General features: G+C 65.6%; 15 protein-coding genes and 1 tRNA gene. 8 read left to right on the forward strand and 8 right to left on the reverse strand.

All coding sequences use genetic code 11. The features are described from left to right. Positions 1-8: 8 nt before the first annotated feature. The 3 genes from rpoZ to BLR29_RS20585 form a co-directional block, all read right to left on the reverse strand. Positions 9-212: a DNA-directed RNA polymerase subunit omega gene (rpoZ, locus tag BLR29_RS20575; RefSeq protein WP_006578656.1), complete on the reverse strand. Its 204-nt coding sequence runs from the start codon at positions 210-212 to the stop codon at positions 9-11. 85 nt (positions 213-297) lie between these two features. Then, a complete protein-coding gene (gene gmk / locus BLR29_RS20580) occupies positions 298-948 on the reverse strand; it encodes a guanylate kinase (protein ID WP_092138967.1) in 651 nt (216 codons plus the stop codon). Between the two features lie 4 nt (positions 949-952). Beyond that, entirely contained in the window at positions 953-1888 is a 936-nt protein-coding gene (locus BLR29_RS20585) for a YicC/YloC family endoribonuclease (RefSeq protein ID WP_092138969.1), read from the reverse strand. Between the two features lie 205 nt (positions 1889-2093). Between BLR29_RS20585 and BLR29_RS20590 the strand changes: the two genes are divergently transcribed. The 5 genes from BLR29_RS20590 to hemW all read left to right on the forward strand — a co-directional run bounded on the left by BLR29_RS20590 (position 2094) and on the right by hemW (position 6921). Beyond that, positions 2094-3149: a serine/threonine protein kinase gene (locus BLR29_RS20590; RefSeq protein ID WP_092138971.1), complete on the forward strand. Its 1056-nt coding sequence runs from the start codon at positions 2094-2096 to the stop codon at positions 3147-3149. A gap of 162 nt (positions 3150-3311) precedes the next feature. After that, the gene (locus BLR29_RS20595; RefSeq protein ID WP_092138973.1) at positions 3312-4226 is read left to right on the forward strand and encodes a PP2C family protein-serine/threonine phosphatase; all 915 of its coding nucleotides are present in this window, start codon (positions 3312-3314) and stop codon (positions 4224-4226) included. 79 nt (positions 4227-4305) lie between these two features. Then, the gene (gene rph / locus BLR29_RS20600; RefSeq protein WP_092138975.1) at positions 4306-5022 is read left to right on the forward strand and encodes a ribonuclease PH; all 717 of its coding nucleotides are present in this window, start codon (positions 4306-4308) and stop codon (positions 5020-5022) included. A 19-nt stretch (positions 5023-5041) separates the two neighbouring features. Beyond that, positions 5042-5656: an RdgB/HAM1 family non-canonical purine NTP pyrophosphatase gene (gene rdgB / locus BLR29_RS20605; RefSeq protein ID WP_092138976.1), complete on the forward strand. Its 615-nt coding sequence runs from the start codon at positions 5042-5044 to the stop codon at positions 5654-5656. Then, positions 5653-6921, forward strand: coding sequence for a radical SAM family heme chaperone HemW (hemW, locus tag BLR29_RS20610; protein ID WP_092138978.1), 1269 nt, complete (start codon positions 5653-5655; stop codon positions 6919-6921). The genes rdgB and hemW overlap by 4 nt, the downstream gene beginning before the upstream one ends. Positions 6922-7093: 172 nt before the next feature. Here the strand turns inward: hemW and BLR29_RS20615 are convergent, their stop codons facing one another. After that, positions 7094-7606: an outer membrane lipoprotein gene (locus tag BLR29_RS20615; protein ID WP_092138980.1), complete on the reverse strand. Its 513-nt coding sequence runs from the start codon at positions 7604-7606 to the stop codon at positions 7094-7096. Between the two features lie 228 nt (positions 7607-7834). Between BLR29_RS20615 and BLR29_RS20620 the strand changes: the two genes are divergently transcribed. Continuing rightward, positions 7835-7924 (forward strand) — tRNA-Ser (locus BLR29_RS20620). A 187-nt stretch (positions 7925-8111) separates the two neighbouring features. Here the strand turns inward: BLR29_RS20620 and BLR29_RS20625 are convergent. Both BLR29_RS20625 and gudD read right to left on the reverse strand, forming a co-directional pair. Then, positions 8112-9158 carry a Bug family tripartite tricarboxylate transporter substrate binding protein gene (locus tag BLR29_RS20625; RefSeq protein ID WP_092138982.1) on the reverse strand — a complete coding sequence of 349 codons (1047 nt, stop codon included), beginning with the start codon at positions 9156-9158 and terminating at the stop codon, positions 8112-8114. 80 nt (positions 9159-9238) lie between these two features. Then, positions 9239-10597: a glucarate dehydratase gene (gene gudD / locus BLR29_RS20630; protein WP_092138984.1), complete on the reverse strand. Its 1359-nt coding sequence runs from the start codon at positions 10595-10597 to the stop codon at positions 9239-9241. 245 nt (positions 10598-10842) lie between these two features. Between gudD and BLR29_RS20635 the strand changes: the two genes are divergently transcribed. Further along, positions 10843-11592, forward strand: coding sequence for a FadR/GntR family transcriptional regulator (locus BLR29_RS20635; RefSeq protein WP_092138986.1), 750 nt, complete (start codon positions 10843-10845; stop codon positions 11590-11592). 188 nt (positions 11593-11780) lie between these two features. Beyond that, the gene (locus BLR29_RS20640) at positions 11781-13358 is read left to right on the forward strand and encodes an aldehyde dehydrogenase (NADP(+)) (protein ID WP_092138988.1); all 1578 of its coding nucleotides are present in this window, start codon (positions 11781-11783) and stop codon (positions 13356-13358) included. A gap of 101 nt (positions 13359-13459) precedes the next feature. Here the strand turns inward: BLR29_RS20640 and BLR29_RS20645 are convergent, their stop codons facing one another. Next, entirely contained in the window at positions 13460-14677 is a 1218-nt protein-coding gene (locus tag BLR29_RS20645) for an osmoprotectant ABC transporter ATP-binding protein OsmV (RefSeq protein ID WP_092138990.1), read from the reverse strand. Further along, positions 14674-15327, reverse strand: a complete 654-nt coding sequence (locus BLR29_RS20650) for an ABC transporter permease (protein WP_092138992.1) — start codon at positions 15325-15327, stop codon at positions 14674-14676. Before BLR29_RS20650 ends, BLR29_RS20645 begins: the two co-directional genes overlap by 4 nt. Positions 15328-15329: the final 2 nt, after the last annotated feature.

A 15329-nucleotide genomic window follows, 5' to 3' on the forward strand; every position in this document is an offset into this window, starting at 1 on the left:
CCTGGCAATCAGGTCGGTACCTTCTTCAGCATCTCGATGCCAACCTGGCCCGATGCGATTTCACGCAGCGCCACCACGGTGGGCTTGTCCTTGGCTTCGACCTTGGGCGTATGGCCCTGCACGAGCTGGCGTGCGCGGTACGTCGCCGCGAGCGCGAGCTCGAAGCGGTTCGGGATGTGTTTCAGACAATCTTCGACGGTAATACGCGCCATATCAAATCCACCTTGGGATGAAACCTGTTCGACAGGCCGTCATTTTACAGCACGCGGCCGGAAACGTTCCGGCCGCCCTCTGGGATCAGTGAATTCCCAGTTCGATAAACAGCTCGGTGTGCCGGGCCTTCTGCGACGAAAAGCGCAGACGGGTCGCACGAACGACGTTCTGCAACTGCTCCAGCGCGTCCGCGAACACCTCGTTGATGATCACGTAGTCGGACTCCGATGCATGCGACATTTCGCTGCCCGCGGCCAGCAGGCGACGCACGATCACGTTCGGCTCGTCCTGACCACGTTTCTTCAGCCGTTCTTCCAGCGCCGTCAGCGACGGCGGCAGGATGAAGATCTCCACGGCATTGGAAAAGCGCTGGTGCACCTGCTGCGCGCCCTGCCAGTCGATCTCCAGCAGCACGTCGTTGCCCTGGGCCATCTGCTGCTCGATCCAGACACGCGACGTGGCGTAGTAGTTGCCATGCACCTCGGCCCATTCCAGGAAGTCGCCGCGGTCCCGCGCCGTGCGGAACTCGTCGACCGACGTGAAGTGGTACTCGCGGCCGTTCTCCTCGCCCGGGCGCGGCTTGCGCGTGGTGTGCGAGATCGACAGGCGGATGGCCGGGTCCTGCGCCAGCAGCGCGTTCACCAGCGTGGACTTGCCGGCCCCTGAGGGTGCCACCACCATGAACAGGTTGCCGGGATAGGCGGTATCGATGGCGGTGTGTGTCGTTTCGCTCATGATCTTATTCGAGGTTTTGAATCTGTTCACGCATCTGCTCGATCAGGAGCTTGAGCTCCATCGACGCATCGGCCAGTTCCTTGGCCGCAGCCTTGGACCCCAGCGTGTTCGCCTCGCGATTGAGCTCCTGCATCATGAAGTCCAGCCGCTTGCCGACCTGGCCACCCTTCTTCAGGATATGCCGCGTTTCGTTGAGGTGGGCCTGCAGACGCGACAGCTCTTCGGCGATGTCAATCCGGATGCCGTACACCGTGGCTTCCTGGCGGATGCGCTCGGCGATCTCGTCGCGGCTCATCGACGGCATGCCGGTCGGCGCGGCCAGGTTGAACGCCTCCTGCAGACGCTCCGTCAGCTTTTCCTGATGATGGGCGATCAGTTGCGGGATGGTCGGCGTCAGGCGCTCCACGATCGCCAGCATGGCCTCGATGCGGTCCACCAGCGTGGCCTTGAGCGCCTCGCCCTCGCGGCGGCGAGCTTCCAGCAGTTGGGTCAGTGCCTCGCGGGCGGCACCGGTCACGGCCTCGCGCAGCGATTCCTGCGACAACTCAGGCTCCACCAGCACGCCGGGCCAGCGCAGGATCTCGCCCATGCGCAGCGACCCCGCGCCGCTGAACGTCGCGGCCACGGTCGATTCCAGCGCGCGGATCTGATCCAGCAGTCCCTGGTTCAGTGCCAGCGTGGCGCCGCCCGTGTCCGTACGCTGCAGGTTGATGCGGCATTCCAGCTTGCCTCGCGACAACTCCCCCATCAGCATTTCACGCAGCGCCGGCTCAAAGGCGCGGCATTCCTCAGGGGCGCGGAACAACAGGTCGAGAAAACGCGAATTGACAGTCCGGAATTCCACCGAAACCGATGCGGTGCGGCCGCTGGGCTCGCCCTGGGCGTTGGTCAGCGGCGCCTGGCGGGTCGCCAGGCCATAGCCTGTCATGCTGTGGATCATTGTCGGTATTCTCGCGAAAAGGTCAGAAAATGGGGTGAAAACAGGCCAGGCCGGCGTGCCCGCCGACCGTCCGGCGGCTATTTAAAAATCATCGAAAATAAGCGGTCGGAAAGCGCAGATATTTGGCAACAGTCCCCGCTAATGATTTCTTTACAAGTGACCGATTAGCCGGGAGAATCCGGGAGCAAATGAGGTCCCGAATCCTATGACAGAGTCCAAGGGCGCTAACCAAACCAAGAGTGCGCCGCTGCCCATCGGCACGCTGCTGGCCAACTACCGTATTGTAAAGAAGTTGGCCAGTGGGGGGTTCAGTTTCGTTTACCTCGCCACCGATGAAACCGGCGCCCCCGTGGCCATCAAGGAATACCTGCCGTCGTCGCTTGCCAGGCGCAACCCCGGCGAGCTGATTCCGGTCGTCCCCGATGAAAATGCCGCGTCGTTCCGGCTGGGCCTCAAATACTTCTTCGAGGAAGGCCGCTCGCTGGCGCGTATTTCTCATCCGAGCGTGGTTCGCGTGGTGAATTTCTTCCGCGAGAATTCCACGGTCTACATGGTCATGAACTACGAGCTGGGCAAGACGTTGCAGGAGCATATTCTGCAGGCCCGGCAGCAGGGCAAGCCCAAGGTATTGCGCGAACGCTTTATCCGCAAGGTATTCCACGACCTGATGAGCGGCCTGCGCGAAGTGCATATTCACAAACTGCTGCACCTGGACATCAAGCCCGGCAATATCTACCTGCGCGAGGACGAATCGCCGATCCTGCTGGACTTCGGTGCCGCGCGGCAGATCCTGACGATGGAGGCCGCCCGCTTCCAGCCGATGTACACGCCAGGCTTTGCAGCACCCGAACTCTACGGCAAGCACTCCGATCTGGGCCCGTGGACGGACATCTACAGCCTGGGCGCCACACTCTACGCCTGCATGGCCGGCATGCCCCCACAGGAGGCCAACCAGCGCGAGAAGGAAGACCGCATGGGCGAGTCCATCTCCCGCCTGCGTGCCACGTACACAAACGGCCTGGTGGATCTGGTCGAATGGTGCCTGCGCCTGACGCCTTCCGAACGTCCGCAAAGCGTGTTCCGGTTGCAGAAGGAACTGCGCGATCAGAGCAATGCACTGGGCGAGCAATCGGCCGCCGCCGCGGCTGCCGCCGGCCCGGTGACGGAGCGTATGAACGCCACCAGCCGCTTCATGACCTTGCTGCGCCGCCGCGACGATGCCGCCATCCGTGCCACGGAGGCGGGCCCAAGCGGCGATTGAATCACGATGCGCCGGCCCGCCAAAGCGACCTGGCCGGCGCCACCCCAGAACCCACGATGGACGCCCCGATGCCCGCCGCCCCGGAACTGATGCGCAACATGCGTAACACCAGTCTCGTTGCCGGCCGCAAGCGTCCCCGAAACGACTTACCGTAAAGCCAACATGCGATTCTCCGTCTATCAAGAAAGCCGGAAGGGCGGCCGCCGTATCAACCAGGACCGCATGGGCTACTGCTTCACGCGCGACGCCCTGTTGATGGTGCTGGCCGATGGCCTCGGCGGACACGCCCTGGGCGAAGTGGCGGCGCAACAGGCCCTGCAGACCCTGGCGCGCCAGTTCCAGTCCCAGGCTCGCCCGGCGATCCGCAACCCGGCCGATTTCCTGCAGGACACGGTCATGCTGGCCCACCGCGAGATCCATCGCTACGCCGAGGCCAATCGCCTGGCCGATATCCCGCGCACCACCGTGGTCTGCTGCCTGATCCAGAACGGCCAGATCCACTGGGCCCACGCGGGCGATTCCCGGCTGTACCTGATCCGCAAGGGCACCCTGCTTACCCGCACCCGCGACCACTCCAAGATCGAGAACCTGCTCCAGCAGGAGCGTGTGTCGGCGATCGAAGTGGCCAATCACCCCGAGCGCAACAAGCTGTACAACTGCCTCGGCTCGCCCAACCTGCCGCTGATCGATATTGGCGGCCCGGTGCGGCTGGAGCCGGGCGACGTGGCCATGCTGTGCTCGGACGGCCTCTGGGGCAGCCTGGAAGAGAAGGTCATCGTCGACAAGGTCACGCAACTGTCGGTTGTGCACGCCATTCCCGACATGATCGAACAGGCGCTCATGAATGCGGGCGAAGGTGCCGACAACACCACCGCGATCGCCATGATGTGGGAATCGGACGCCAACGTGCCCAACGAGGAGGCCGTGCTGACCGACACCCTGCCGCTGAACGCCTTCACCACGTCCATCCTGGAACGCACCGGCAACGAAAGCGACCTGCTGTCCGAGGAAGAAATCGAGCGCTCGATCGCCGAAATCCGGGCGGCCATCGACAAGACCAGCAACTTCATGCGCTAGGCGTGCCGGGCCACGGCGGGCACGCAAGGCCCGCCGGCGTTAGAATCGCGGTCTCACCCGATTCCAACGAAAGATCCCCATGCGACCCAGCGGACGCGCAGCCGATGCACTGCGACCCATCACCCTGACCCGCCACTACACCCGCCACGCCGAAGGTGCCGTGCTGAGTGCCTTTGGCGATACCAAGGTGTTGTGCACCGCCAGCGTGCTGGCCAAGGTGCCGCCCCACAAGAAAGGCAGCGGTGAAGGCTGGGTCACGGCCGAATACGGCATGCTGCCGCGCGCCACGCACACGCGGTCTGACCGCGAGGCCGCACGCGGCAAGCAGACTGGCCGCACGCAGGAAATCCAGCGCCTGATCGGCCGCGCCATGCGGTCGGTGTTCGACCTCGCCGCGCTGGGCGAATATACGATCCACCTCGATTGCGACGTGCTGCAGGCCGATGGCGGCACGCGCACCGCCGCCATCACCGGCGCCTTCGTGGCCGCGCACGATGCCGTCAGCACCATGCTGCGCAACGGCCTGATCGCGACCAGCCCGATCCGCGATTTCGTCGCCGCCGTGTCTGTTGGCATGGTGGACGGCGTGGCCGTGCTGGATCTCGACTACGCCGAGGACAGCGGTTGCGACACCGACATGAACGTGGTGATGACCGGGAGCGGCGGCTTCGTGGAAGTCCAGGGCACGGCGGAAGGCGCACCCTTCAGCCGCTCCGACCTGGACGCCATGACGCGTCTGGCCGAAGCCGGCATCAACGAGCTCGTGCGCCATCAGAAGCAGGCGCTCGGGCTGTAACCGACGCGAGGGGAAGACGATGCAACGCCTGGTCCTGGCCTCCAACAATCCCGGCAAGCTGCGCGAATTCGGCGCGCTGCTGTCGCCGCTCGGTTTCGACGTCGTGCCGCAAGGCCAGCTGGGAATTCCCGAGGCCGAGGAGCCGTTTCCGACCTTCGTCGAGAACGCCCTCGCCAAGGCCCGCCACGCGAGCCGGCTGGCCGGCATGCCGGCACTTGCCGACGACTCTGGCATCTGCGTCGATGCGCTCGACGGCGCGCCCGGTGTGCACTCGGCCCGCTATGCACAGCGCGTGGGCAGGGCCAAGTCCGACGCCGCCAACAACGCGCATCTGATCTCGCAACTGGCCGGCAAACTGAACCGGCATGCGCACTACTACTGCGTGCTGGTGCTGGTGCGCCACGCCGAGGATCCTCGCCCCATCATCGCCGAGGGCACGTGGGCGGGCGAGGTCGTCGACGCCCCGCGCGGCGCCGGTGGTTTCGGCTACGACCCGCACTTCCTGCTGCCCAAGCTTGGCAGGACAGCCGCCGAGCTGAGCGCCGAAGAGAAAAATTCCGTCAGCCATCGCGCGCTGGCATTGCAGGGACTGGTGGCGCGGCTGCAGGCCGCCAGCCTCAAGGCAGGCGCATGATCCCGATCGTTCCCGCCGGCAGCCCCGCGCCATCCAAGCCGGCCGCCTCCCCACAGGTTTCCCCCGCGGACAACCAGCAGCTGTGGCTCAAGCCCGGCAAGATTGCCCTGCCCGGCTCGCCGCCACTGTCGCTCTACGTCCATATCCCGTGGTGCGTGCGCAAGTGCCCGTATTGCGATTTCAACTCGCATGCGGTGCCCGGCAAGACCGACAGCCACGACATCCCCGAGGATATCTACCTCGACGCACTGCGGGCAGACCTCGAGCAATCGCTGCCACTGGTCTGGGGACGTCCGGTGCATACCGTCTTCATCGGCGGTGGCACGCCGAGCCTGCTGTCCGCCGCCGGCATGGACCGGCTGCTGTCGGACATCCGCGCGCTGCTGCCGCTCGATGCCGATGCCGAGATCACCATGGAAGCGAACCCGGGCACGTTCGAAGCGGAGCGTTTTGCCAGCTATCGCGCCAGCGGCATCAACCGGCTGTCGATCGGCATCCAGAGCTTCAACGACGCGCACCTGCAGGCACTGGGCCGCATTCATGGCGAGCGCGAGGCGCGCAAGGCCATCGACATCGCGCTGGCGAGCTTTGACAACGTCAACCTGGACCTGATGTACGCGCTGCCGGGCCAGACCGTCGACGAATGCGTCCGCGACCTGGACGCCGCGCTGTCCTACGGCACCACGCACCTGTCGCTCTATCACCTGACACTGGAACCCAACACGCTGTTCGCCAAGTTCCCGCCCGCGCTGCCGGACGAGGACGTCGCCTACGAAATGCAGGATGTCGTCGAGGCCCGCACGGCACAAGCGGGCTATCGGCACTATGAGACGTCCGCCTACGCCAAGCCTCATCGCGAGGCGCGCCACAATCTGAATTACTGGCGATTTGGCGACTACCTCGGTATTGGCGCCGGTGCGCACGGCAAGCTGTCATTCCCGCATCGCGTGCTGCGCCAGATGCGCCACAAGCATCCGGCCACCTACATGGAGCACGCGATGGCGGGCAACGCCGTGCAGGAAGCGCGCGACGTCAGCGCCGACGAGTTGCCGTTCGAGTTCATGCTCAATGCGTTGCGACTGACCGATGGCGTGCCCGCATCAAGCTTCTACGACTACACCGGCCTGCCCTTGCATACGATCAGCAAGCAACTGGCGGCGGCGGAAAAGAAGGGGCTGCTCGAGGCCGACCTTGCCACGATCCGTCCGACCGAACTGGGCCGACGCTTCCTGAACGACCTGCAGGAGATGTTCCTGAAGGATTAGGACTGCTCGCCACCGCCCAAAATGAAAACGCCACGCAGATCGCGTGGCGTTTTTGTTCCTGCACGGGAAGTGGGCGCTGCAGTGGCCATCCGTGGATCCCGGTCGCTCTCAATCGCTTCGACGACGACCGGTCACGGACTCCCCAGGCAATACTTAATACTCAACTAAGCACTCAGTACGGCGTGGCCATGTCATTGGCTACGCGTGCGCGGTCGCCCACGCGCAGGTTGCCGACATTGCTCTGGGTCACCGTCGCCACGCGGCCATCATCCAGTCGGACGTTCACGCGATACACCGTCTGCGAACTGGAACCCGCGCGCTTTTCGATCTGGTTGCCTGCCACGGCACCCACCACGGCGCCACCGATCGTCGCCACGGTCTGACCGCTGCCACCGCCGATCTGGTGGCCAAGCAAGCCGCCGGCCGCGCCACCGACCACCGTGCCAAGCAGGCCGGAGCTGCCCTGCTGCGTCGTGACCGGTTCAATCGACTCCACCCTGCCCACGAATACCGAACCGGTGGGCGCCTGATAGGTCGACGCATTGGGATTCTGATAGCCGGTGGTCGGGGGCGGCGCGGTGTTGTAGTTGCCATAACCGCTGTAGCCTGGCTGCGCACAACCGGCAAGGCCTGCCACGATTGCCATCGCACCCAGCGCCAGCCATGATTTTCGTTGATGCTGCATGGGAGATACTCCTCTGTCACCTGTTTGAAATGCGAACGCGAGGCATGCCAGCGCCGCGCGTCGTCCCCAGTATGAGGCTGGCAGTGGCCATAGGTTCCGTGGTGTCCGACAAACGCCGACAGCGCAACGGCTGTACTCGGCGCGTGCATCACACTGCGGCGGCGCACATGCTTGTATAATGCGCGGCCGGGCGCGTGGGCTTCCACGCTACAATGCCCGCAAGTTCCCGGAAGCGTGGCCGAGTGGTTTAAGGCAGCAGTCTTGAAAACTGCCGATGGGGTGACCCATCCGTGAGTTCGAATCTCACCGCTTCCGCCAGACATGAGAACGGCCCGTGCGATGTGCTCGCACGGGCTGTTTGCTTTGGATCTTTCGCTGCCGGGCGACGGCAATAAAAAACCCCGCCATCGCGGCGGGGCAAATTACTTCCTGTGGAGCATCTTGACCCCCCCACGCGGATCAGCGCGCTCTGAGGCGTCGCTGTCCCGGCCATCTGGGCCGACGGTTATTCTGCGGTGATCTTCCCCTGCTCGATCACAGTCTTCCAGCGCTTGAGTTCCTGGTTCTCGAACTGGACAAACTGTTCCGGCGTGTTGGCCACGACTTCAAAGCCGCTCTCCGCCAGCTTCTGTTGCATCTTCGGATCCTTGAGCGCGCCAACCAGTGCGCCATGCAGGCGCGCCTTCACGTCAGCCGGCAACCCCTTGGGCGCGGCCACGCCTTGCCACGAGTACACCTCCACATCCTTCACGCCGCCTTCGGCCATCGTCGGCACATCCGGCAACACGGCCGAGCGCTTGTCGGACGTCACCGCCAGCGCGCGGAGCTTGCCGGTGCGGATGTGCTGCAGCACTGCATTCACGTTCTGGAACGAGACATCGACCTGGCCTGCCAGCAGGTCCGAGATCGCCGGCGCGCCGCCCTTGTAGGGCACGTGCAAGCCTTCGGTGGCGCTCTTCTGCCAGTACAGCGCGGCAGTCAGATGGTCCGATGAGCCGGCACCCGAGGTCGCAAAGCTGACCTTGCCCGGATTCTTCTTCATATAGGCCACGAGCTCGGGTAGCGACTTGGCCGGAAAGTTCGGATTGGCCACCAGCACGTTGGGCGCACGAACCGCCACGGTCAGTAGGTCGAAGTCCTTGGCCGGGTCATACGGCAGGTTCTTCTGGAGGAACGGATTGACGGCGTAGACGCCGATCGAGGCCACCATCATCGTGTAGCCATCGGCGGGCGCACGCTTGACGTAGGTGGCGCCGATCGCACCCGTGGCGCCCGGCCGGTTGTCGATGACGAACGGCTGGCCCAGTTTCTCGTTCAGCGGCGGCGCCAGCATGCGCGCGATGGTGTCGGTGGAGCCGCCCGCCGGGAACGGCACGACGACGGAAACGGCCTTCTGCGGCCATGCCGCGTTGGCCGCCATGGCGGCACTGCTGACTGCGGCGCCGGCCGCGAGGGCGATGGCCACGCTGGCACAGCCGCGCAGCAGGATGGAAATCCGGGACGCGCGCAGCGCGACCCCATGCGCCGAAGCCGGCGTGGGTTGGGTGTTCATCGTGTCTCCTGCCTTGGTGAATCTTGTTATTGAAATCACATCCGACAGGGCCGCAGATGCCCTGCCGGCGACCCGGGGCGTTACCTGACCATGCAGGGCGCCTTGTTGTTGAACTTCCAGTTCGGAATCAGGAACTGCATGGCGATGGCGTCGTCTCGCGCGCCGAGGCCCTTCTGCTGGTACAGCGCATTGGCGCGGGCCAGCGCGTCCATGTCGAGCTCCACGCCAAGCCCCGGGGCCTTGGGCACCTGCACCAGGCCGCCCTCGATCTTCAGCGGATCGCGCGTCAGGTGTTCGCCGTCCTGCCAGATCCAGTGCGTGTCGATGGCGGTGACACGCCCCGGCGCGGCAGCCGCCACATGCGTGAACATCGCGAGCGAGATGTCGAAGTGGTTGTTCGAATGCGAGCCCCACGTCAGGCCCCACTCGGCACACATCTGCGCCACGCGCACGGATCCCTGCATGGTCCAGAAATGCGGATCCGCCAGCGGAATATCCACCGAATGCAAACGCACCGCGTGACCCATCTGGCGCCAGTCAGTGGCGATCATGTTGGTGGCGGTGGGCAGTCCGGTGGCCGTGCGGAACTCGGCCATGATCTCGCGCCCCGAATAGCCGTCTTCGGCGCCGCAGGGATCTTCCGCATAGGCGAGGATGCCGTGCTTGTCGCGGCACAGGCGGATGGCGTCGGCCAGCAGCCAGCCACCGTTCGGGTCCAGGGTCACGCGCGCTTTCGGGAAGCGCTCGTGCAGCGCGATGATCGCTTCCATTTCCTCGTCGCCACGCAGGACGCCGCCCTTGAGCTTGAAGTCGTTGAAGCCATAGCGTTCATACGCGGCCTCGGCCAGGCGGACCACGCCTTTGGCGTCCATCGCCACTTCATTGCGCAGGCGGAACCATTCGTTGTCCGCGCCGGGTTCGGTGCGATAGTCCAGCGTGGTGCGCTGGCGGTCGCCGATATAGAACAGGTAGCCCAGCATCTCCACGGCATCGCGCTGCTGGCCTTCGCCGAGCAGCGCGGCGACGGGTACCTGCAGGTGCTTGCCGAGCAGGTCGAGCAACGCGGCTTCCAGCGCGGTGACGGCATGGATCGTGATGCGCAGGTCGAAGGTCTGCAGGCCGCGACCGCCCGCGTCGCGGCTGGCGAATGTCGCGCGCACCTTGTTCAGGATGGCCTGGTACTGGCCGATGGGCTGGCCCACCACCAGTGCGCGGGCGTCGTCCAGCGTCTGGCGGATGCCTTCGCCACCGGGCACTTCTCCCACACCGGTGTTGCCGGCGCTGTCACGCAGGATGACGATATTGCGGGTGAAGTACGGGCCGTGAGCGCCGGACAGGTTCATCAGCATGCTGTCGTGGCCCGCCACGGGCACGACAGTCAGCTCGGTAACAACAGGCGTCGCAATGCCCGCGGCAGAATTGGCCTGGGTAGCATTCATGTGGATCGTCTCCGAAATCCTGGTGAAAGTGTCGCCGGGATCGCGCTCTCCGCATGCGAAAATGCGCCCGCTGTTGTTCTTATAGCCCGTTTTGTGACTGATAGTACGGCGGACACCTGACGCTCCGCTGCCACAACGTGGCTGTATCGGCAAGCGCCTGTGCGTTATCTGTCGTCGTACGACTTATGACGCAGTATAATGAGCGCATCTCGACCCGGTCAAGACCATCGTTTTCCCCCATCCCCATGTCCAACGTTCCGATGACTTCGCCCGCTCCCCTGCGCCGCCGCGGCCGCACGCTTGCTGAAGAAGTGGTCGGCAATCTGACCGAGAGCATCCAGCAGGGCCAGCTCAAGCCGGGCGACAAACTCCCCACCGAATCCGAAATCATGGCCACGCTGGGCGTGAGCCGGACGGTCGTGCGCGAGGCCCTGTCGCGCCTGCAGGCCAGCGGCCTGGTGGAAACGCGCCATGGCATCGGCACGTTCGTGCTGAATCGCCCACTCGACACCCATTCGCCGTTCCGCATCGATCCCTCCGCCATGGTCACGGCCATGGACGTACTGGCGATGCTGGAATTCCGCGTGAGCCTGGAAGCCGAGGCCGCCAGCCTGGCTGCCACGCGCCGCAGCGACGACCACCTCGGCGCCATGCGCCGCGCGCTGGACGAGCTCAAGCGCAACGCCGCGGAAGGCAACGATGCGGTGGGCTCCGATTTCGAGTTCCACCTGTCCATCGCCCGCGCCACCGGCAATCGCTATTTCACCGACATCATGGGTCACCTTGGCACGATGGTGATCCCGCGTAGCCGGCTGCAAGTGAATACGCCGGAACGCGAGCAATATCTGGAACGCGTGAATTTCGAGCACGAAAGCATCTACGATGCGATCGAGCGCCGCGATCCCGAGGCCGCCAAGGCGGCCATGCGCATGCACCTGACCAACAGCCGCGAGCGCCTGCGCAAGGCGTCCGCGATGGCAGGAACGCCGGCCTGAGGCCGGTGCGCCACCCGGGGATATCCTCACGGGCGGCGCGGTTGCAGCCTCGCGCCCCATGTCATATGATGTCTTATGACAAAGCTGTCATGCACGATTTCCAGAGCCTGTGCTGTGTTACCCGTGTCATCCTGTAGGCACAGGCCCTTTCCTCTTCTTCCTCCCATCCCCCGCAGGACAAACAGATCATGACTCTTACCGGCGAGATGCTGATCGGCGCGAGCGCCGTGCGCGGCACTGAAGACACTTTCCAGGGCATCAACCCGGCAACGGGCGAAGTACTGGCTCCGACATTCCATGGCGGCAACGCCGCCGACGTGGATCGCGCCTGCGCGCTGGCCGAGGCTGCGTTCGATACCTACCGTGCCACGAGCCCCGAGCAACGTGCCCGCTTCCTGGAGTCGATCGCCGATGGCCTGGAAGCCCTCGGCGACGAGCTGATTCAGCGCGCCCACGCCGAAACCGCCCTGCCGATCGCCCGCCTGCAAGGCGAGCGCGGCCGCACGGCAGGCCAGTTGCGCCTGTTCGCCCGCGTGCTGCGCGATGGCCGCTGGCAAGGCGCCACGCTCGACAGCGCCCTGCCAGAACGCACGCCGCCGCGCCCCGACCTGCGCATGCAGCGCATTGCCGTGGGCCCGGTTGCCGTGTTCGGCGCCAGCAACTTCCCCCTCGCCTTCTCCGTGGCTGGTGGCGATACAGCCTCCGCACTGGCTGCCGGCTGCCCCGTGGTGGCCAAGGCCCACCCGGCACATCCGGGCACGTCCGAGCTGGTCGGCCGCGTCATCCAGAAGGCCGTGGCCGATAACGGCCTGCCGGAAGGCGTGTTCTCGCTGCTGATGGGCGCCGGCATCGCCATCGGCACCGCGCTGGTGGCGCACCCGGTCATTCAGGCCGTGGGCTTCACGGGATCGCGCGTAGGTGGCCTGGCACTGATGCAGGTGGCCAACAACCGTCCGCAGCCGATCCCCGTGTATGCGGAGATGAGCAGCATCAACCCGGTCTACCTGCTGCCCGAGGCGCTGGCCGCGCGCGGCGAAGCCATCGCGCGTGACCTGGTCGATTCGCTCGTGATGGGCGTGGGGCAGTTCTGCACCAACCCTGGTTTGCTGCTGGCCATCGAAGGCCCCGCGCTGGACGCCTTCCGCGCCGCCGCCGTGGCCGCGGTGACCGGCAAGCCGGCCGGCACCATGCTGACCCCGGGCATCCACCAGGCCTTTGAACGCGGCGTGGCGCAACTCTCGGAAGTCGAAGGGCTGACGCGCGCAGGCTGCGGGCTGGCCACTACCGGCCCCAACCAGGCCCGCCCGGCGTTCTTCGAAACCTCGGCCGACCGCTTTATCGCCGACCATCGCATGCATGCGGAAGTCTTCGGCCCGTCCACCGTGCTGGTGGCCTGCAAGGACGCCGATGCCCTGCTCGCCGTGACGCGCATCCTGGAGGGCCAGCTGACGGCCACGGTTCAGGCCGACAAGGGCGACAATGCGCTGGCCGGCCGGCTGCTGCCGCTGCTGGAACGCAAGGTGGGCCGTGTGCTGTTCAACGGTTATCCGACCGGCGTGGAAGTGTCGTTTGCGATGGTCCACGGCGGCCCGTTCCCGGCCACGTCGGATACGCGCACCACATCGGTGGGCACCACCGCGCTGGATCGCTTCCTGCGCCCCGTGTGCTACCAGAACGTGCCGGCCGACCTGCTGCCGGCCGCGGTGCAGGACGGCAATCCGCTGGGACTGTGGCGCCTGAAGGATGGCGAACTCGGCCACGCCTGATCCGAGTCGTCATTGCCATGCAAAAACGGCCGCTTCGTGCGGCCGTTTTTGTTTTCCCCGGTCATGGCTGTCGAATCATGGCTGTCGAAGATCGCGCCGGATCAGGCAGCCTTGAGCGATGCCGGCGCAGTCGTGCCGGCCGTGGCAGCCACCGCGGGGCTCAGCGGCACCGGCGGCTGAATCACCGGCGCATTGCCGCGCGACCGGCCCGAGCTCAGGTAGTCCGCAATCGACTCCTGCGTCACCTCTCCCAGATACACGCCATCGGCATCCACCACCGGCAGCCAGCTCGTGTTGTGCTGGTACATGCGCGACAGCACGATGCGCAGATGTTCGTCGAATGCCGCGGTCGCGGCAAACGGCCGCATCACCTGCACGCATTGGCCGCCACCAGCCATCGCATTGCGGACGTCGCGGCGCGTCACATAGCCGAGCGCGCGTTGCGCGTTGTCGATGACGGGCAAATGACGCACGTCGGCGTCGTCCATCACGCCGAAGGCCTCCGCAAGCGGCATCTCCGGACGGCAGCTCGGCGGCATCGTGGCAGCATCGCCCGCGCGCACCAGCAGCAGCCGCTTCAGGGTGTTGTCGTGGCCGACGAACGCCTGCACGAAGTCATCGGCGGGATGCGCCAGCAGCGCGTCCGGGTGATCGAACTGGACCAGCTGGCCGCGACGGAACACCGCCACCTTGTCACCAAGCTTGATCGCTTCGTCGATGTCGTGCGACACCATGATCACGGTCTTGCCGAGCTGGCGCTGCATCTGGAAGAACTCGTTCTGGATGCTCTCGCGGTTGATTGGGTCCACGGCGCCGAACGGCTCGTCCATCAGCAGCACGGGAGCATCGGCCGCCAGCGCGCGGATCACGCCGATCCGCTGCTGCTGCCCGCCGGAAAGCTCGCGCGGATAGCGCCCGAGCATCTTGCCGGGGTCCAGCTGCACCATCGCCAACAGTTCGCGCGCACGCTCGCGGCAGCGGCGCTTGTCCCAGCCCAGCAGGCGCGGCACCACCATGATGTTTTCCTCGATCGTCATGTTCGGGAACAGGCCGATCTGCTGGATCACGTAGCCGATCTTGCGCCGCAACGTCACGCCATCGATGCCGGTCGTGTCCTCGCCCTCGATGCGCACCGTGCCGGAGGTCGGCTCGATCAGCCGGTTGATCATCTTGAGCGTGGTGGTCTTGCCGCAGCCCGACGGCCCCAGGAAGACGCAGATCTCGCCACGGGGCACCGTCAGGGAGACGGCATCGACGGCGCGCACTTCGGTGCCGTCCTTCTGATGGAAGGACTTGGTGAGTTGGTCGAGTTCAATCATGGTTGACGGATTCCTTTCGGCGTCAGCGCGCGCTGCAGGGCCTGCAGGCATGCGTCCGCCACGATGGCGAGCAGGCTGACGAGGACAGCGCCCACGGCCAGCTTGCTCATGTTGCTCTGGCTGATCGCCTGCAGGATCAGCACCCCAAGGCCACCGGCGCCGATGATGGCGGCAATGGTGGCCACACCAATGTTCATCACCACGGCCGTGCGCACGCCGCCCAGGATCACGGGCACCGCCAGCGGCAGGTCCACCAGGCGCAGGCGCTGCCACGGCGTCATGCCGATGCCGCGCCCGGCTTCCTGGATGCCCGGATCGACGTTGGCCAGCGCCGTGTAGGTGTTGCGCATGATCGGCAGCAGCGAATACAGGAAGACCGCGGTCACCGCCGGCACGTAGCCGAGGGCATGGCCGAAGCGCGCGAAGATCGGGATCATCAGGCCGAACAGCGCGATCGACGGCAGCGTCAGCACCACGGTGGCCAGCGCCAGCAGCGGCGTGGCGAGGAAGCGATGACGCGTGATCAGGATGCCCAGCGGCACGCCGATCAGGATCGCCATGCCGACGGCGGAGCCGACGAGCGCAAGATGCTCGGCGGTCAGTCGCAGCAGCGTCGGCCAGCTGTGCTGGAGATAGGTCAGCAGGTCCATGC

The organism is Cupriavidus sp. YR651, assembly GCF_900101625.1.
Taxonomy (GTDB): Bacteria; Pseudomonadota; Gammaproteobacteria; order Burkholderiales; family Burkholderiaceae; genus Cupriavidus.